The organism is Oleiphilus sp. HI0123, assembly GCF_001635315.1.
Genome location: NZ_LWGE01001104.1, coordinates 1 through 4,253 on the forward strand (window position 1 = coordinate 1; position 4,253 = coordinate 4,253).

General features: G+C 38.8%; 4 protein-coding genes. All 4 read right to left on the reverse strand.

Going from position 1 to position 4,253, the window contains the following annotated elements:
• Positions 1-168 precede the first annotated feature (168 nt).
• Positions 169-1,059 (reverse strand): hypothetical protein, encoded by an 891-nt coding sequence (locus A3761_RS11030; RefSeq protein WP_068553648.1) that lies wholly within the window; start codon positions 1,057-1,059, stop codon positions 169-171.
• Positions 1,060-1,733: 674 nt separating this feature from the next.
• Positions 1,734-2,822, reverse strand: coding sequence for an FAD-dependent monooxygenase (locus A3761_RS11035; RefSeq protein WP_068750214.1), 1,089 nt, complete (start codon positions 2,820-2,822; stop codon positions 1,734-1,736).
• Between the two features lie 276 nt (positions 2,823-3,098).
• Positions 3,099-3,701, reverse strand: coding sequence for a LysE family translocator (locus A3761_RS11040; protein ID WP_068510259.1), 603 nt, complete (start codon positions 3,699-3,701; stop codon positions 3,099-3,101).
• A 249-nt stretch (positions 3,702-3,950) separates the two neighbouring features.
• Positions 3,951-4,253 (reverse strand): LysR family transcriptional regulator (locus A3761_RS11045; protein ID WP_231881208.1); only part of this gene is annotated, 303 nt, incomplete at its 5' end.

Sequence of the window (4,253 nt, forward strand, 5' to 3'; positions counted from 1 at the left end):
GGAGGCTGATCGAACAAATGATATGTTTAGTTCTGATCAAGCCCCGCTACCAGAAAACTTCAGGACAGAGTTTAATTTCTATGTTGATTCCGATGTCTTAGAAAAACACCATAAAGAAGTTAAATTACTAGCAAAAATATAATTAAATGTGCAGCGTAAGCTGCACATTTAATTTCTTAGCCATTGCTCAGTTATTCTATCATCTGCTAACTTTAAAGTAGACACTCGCACTCTATCACTTAGCTTGCCATCAAGAATACAGGCTTCTTCCCAAGTATCTCGATGCGTCAAACCGGGGCCATCTGATAAAAATAACAATTTAAAATTAGTGTTAGATGATTTTGTAAATTCATCGGCTTTCATTACTTTATCATTATTTCCACCTGTTCGGTCATCAGACTGTGAGCCTCCTCTAGTGCTATCATAACGTGCAAATCCGACCGCTAGAACCTCGCTACTATCAAAGTCTCTGATGACAAAATCACAGGGGTAATCACTATCAAAGTCTTCAAATATACTTTGCAATTGAATATCTTTTCCTGCTCCTCTTGGCCCTTCAATAGTAAGATTTTCTGAAAACCTATCTTCAAACCAAGTAAAGAATAAGTCTGTTAAGATGTAACCTTGCTTGCCTCGGTCATCATACTCACCAATTAGTGAAGTCAGAGCGTATTTATCCTTCTCGGGCATATTAGAAAACTGCCTTTTAAGAAGGTTGATATCTTTAAAAGTATGCCCGTAATTATCAACGAACATTGAGGTTGGATTCATTAGTTTTTTGGATTTTTCGGTATCTATGACAGTACTAACGCACCTTCTAAAAAGCTTAAGAAGAGGCATTCTTACATCAGCCTTATAAACTTTTGGATTGCGGATCGCATCCAGCAATTCAGCAGATGAGGACGATTCCATAATTAAGGATTGGAATAAGTCTACAAACACGCCATATCTATTAAATCGACCTTCAACAAATTCTGGAAAAGTAGGGCTTGATGGGATCGCCGTGACAACTGATTCTGGATCATCAATCTCAGATAAAAATGATAAATTTACTGCCATATAACTTAGGGCTTACGCCACTCTCCTTTCCGATATTGATTTGAATACATGTATGCCTAACATTTGAATCTACGACATAAGGTCGTATATCCACCTGTCGTATATCCTTTTTTTAAAATCGTTCTGATATTACTCGAATCATACACCATGACTGGATTCCGCAGAAGTCCGAGATTCAAAAACTATTAAGAAATGCGACACTATGTCGTATATCGTGATTTTACACCAGTTTCTTAGCCACTTGTTTTATATACAGTTTTTGATTCGTTCTTGTAAGTTCTCAGGATATACGACAGGCGGTCGCTTTTTAAGTCAAAAGGTACTAAATCTAGCTGAACGAAAGCGAATTCTCGATGCTAGGGAACATCAGCTTTAACTACTAAAGTAATGTCCACCTTATCCATGACTACAATTTATCAAACAAACTCTTCCCACCTTTTGGAAAGATTCGCATACCCTCCCCACTCAATATTAACCACAGCGGCCCACCAGGTTTTAGTGCTTTAGTAGGATGTCCAAATTATTTAACCTAGGTGGGTATAACTAAAAATTTGGACTAAGCCTTAACTTAGCGTCAGTCACTTTGGCCCCTTCAAAATAACAAGCCAGATACCAGTAGCTAAATCTGGTTTTTTCCAAAGGTTTAATCTCTTTTGGTTTGAATGGATTTTCAATTATTTAGTGTACTTGNTTTTTTCTAAATAATGTTCGATCAGCCGATGTTCTGGGGTGTTTAGCAAATGTTCGTCTATATTTTCTAACCAATTAATATCATTCAAAGATTTATCAATTGGGGCGCGCAATGCGATTGGTGTCATTTCTGAGTAATGATTGAGAATGGTGTCGATGTCATTACACCTCTGAAAGCATGTTGTTAATGCGTTAGCCATGTTAAATGCTGTTTGCAAACCAACGCCCGCGCTATAGTGGAAAGAAAAAGCCGCATCGCCAATTAGAACCATATTTTCATGGAAAAGGTGTTTAACGGTATTCATCTTGAAAGAAAACCAGGGCAAATTGGTAGAAACCAAGTCAATTTTGTCTTCTTCGCTGGTGAATATCTTATTAAGATGGGGGATAGCTTCGGCTGGGCTTTGCTGGAGAAAGCGACTCGATTGAAAGCACTTTTCGGTCATTTCAATGATAACAGCCTGCCTGGTGTCCGTTAGGGGGTAGGAGGACAACTGAATGAAGCCGGTAGATGTTTTAATGACGTAAAACCTGACATTTGTTTGAGGTTTTGGTGAGTCGTTATAAAACCAAGTAAACTTTATTTTTGCTTCATGCTGCTGTGTGACAAATTTAGCCGCATATTCTTTTCGTACAATGCTGTTTACGCCATCTGCTCCAACCAATAAGTCGCAGGAATCTTGTAGCTGACTTAGCTCAGATGGAAGCACTTTTTTCTCTTCGATAGTTATTCCGAGTGACGTAGCTTTATTTCTGAAATAGCGCATCAATTCAAAACGGGAAACGCAGTGTCCATCAGAAAACTTAAAGGTTTGGCAGTCGTTATTGGTTTTTACGGTGGCTTGTGAGAGTCTCGGCGGAGTGTTATTCGCAAAGAGTGATGTGAAATAATCCTCATCCAAATGCGCTAACAAATCTTTGGTCAGCCCCTGTAGCGTGTAGCCTAAACCAAATGAGTTGATTGATTCATTTTTAGCCTCATAAACGGTGATGTCAAAGCCAGGATTGAATTTTTTCATGGCACTCGCAAAATAGAGCCCGGCCGGCCCACCGCCAATGATAATAATTCTCATATTCTCATATTCCTTTTATGCCAACCGGTACTACTACCGAGCATGTTTAATCTTTGTTAATCTTTACATTATAAACATTAAAGACTTAGCTTTACACCTGAATTCTACAATTTGTTTCTTTAACCGTTTTAGGTATTAAGCCAAGCTAAGTAAACTTGACGATGATTTGGTGAGCCATCAAATTCTTTATTACGCAAATCGCACAAAGCAAACACTAGTTTAAAGGCGCGGCGACAAACTTGTAGCCGTGCCTGTCATTGATATAGCCAATGCCATTTACAGCCATATTGAGATACCAGAAAACAGTAACTGGCCACTAAATATTAGCAACGGTACAGAAAGCGACTTAAGCACGACAGCGTAAACTCTCGGGTTGAACCGCTCTCCTAAGGCTTTAATAAAGAGAGCCACAGAAAATTTCGTAATACACAGACTAAATAATGTACAAACAATAAATACAACAGCCTCTATATTAGAGCCCATGAAAATATAGCTACTGCCAATAGTTAGCCAAAATATATACGGTGCTGGATTTAGGAAGTTAATTTTTACTGCCGTAGCTAAGCTTGAGCTTTTGCTACCCCCGACACTAGGGTCGATGTTGTTTGGAGTTTTAAGTATTTTGTATGCAATAAGAGCTAGGTACATAGAGCCAAAGACAGAAATCGCAGAGATAAACAAGCCTATATCATTAAGCTGCAACGTTAACAGCAATGCCAGAAGTATAATTGGCCCATCGGTTACAATAGGTGCAAGGCTAGCCATAAACCCATTGTAATTACCTTTTGACATGGTTTGATGAATCACAAACACACCTAAAGGCCCCGGTTTCAGCCCTGCCACTAAGCCAAAAGTTAATGCTGCTAATGCGAAATACATGATATACCCAGTAGGTTACAACCCTACTAATAATGGCGAAGAAACAGGGTGGTTTTATTTGGAACGAAGGCTTCCCTGCATATAAGTAGTTGCATACTTAACCTGCTTATTGTTCATACTGTCCAAGAGTTATAAAACCTGTATTCGTATGGATACTTTGTTCATTGTAATAACTACCCAAATAGTAACTCAAGGTCATACTTAATTCATATTGGTTGATTATAGATTTGAGTCAACGAGCTTTTTTGCCTAGCCATTATCAGTATCTAATACGAAGCTAAGCTTGGCATCACAAAGGTTGGTTTTAGCCAGTGTGCGTATTTCTTTTGCCAGTTGGCGATAAAAGCCCCGATTAGGACAATTCTGGCGCCATGCTAAAACGTGCATTCTTGATAAATTTAGCTGATCAATATCTCTAACGCTTGGCTGACTAATATTGATGATATCTGCCGCACCACGAAATATTGCAGACTCTGCAAGGCAGACAAAGTATTCCAACTGTCTTAGTGTCGGGGTTTCATGAGCCATTACAAGCGCAAATCCTCTATCAGT

Bases quoted from the DNA above. Each gene is read 5' to 3' on its own strand.
- A3761_RS11040 (WP_068510259.1), bottom strand. From the start codon at position 3,701: ATGTATTTCGCATTAGCAGCATTAACTTTTGGCTTAGTGGCAGGGCTG.
- A3761_RS11030 (WP_068553648.1), bottom strand. From the start codon at position 1,059: ATGGCAGTAAATTTATCATTTTTATCTGAGATTGATGATCCAGAATCA.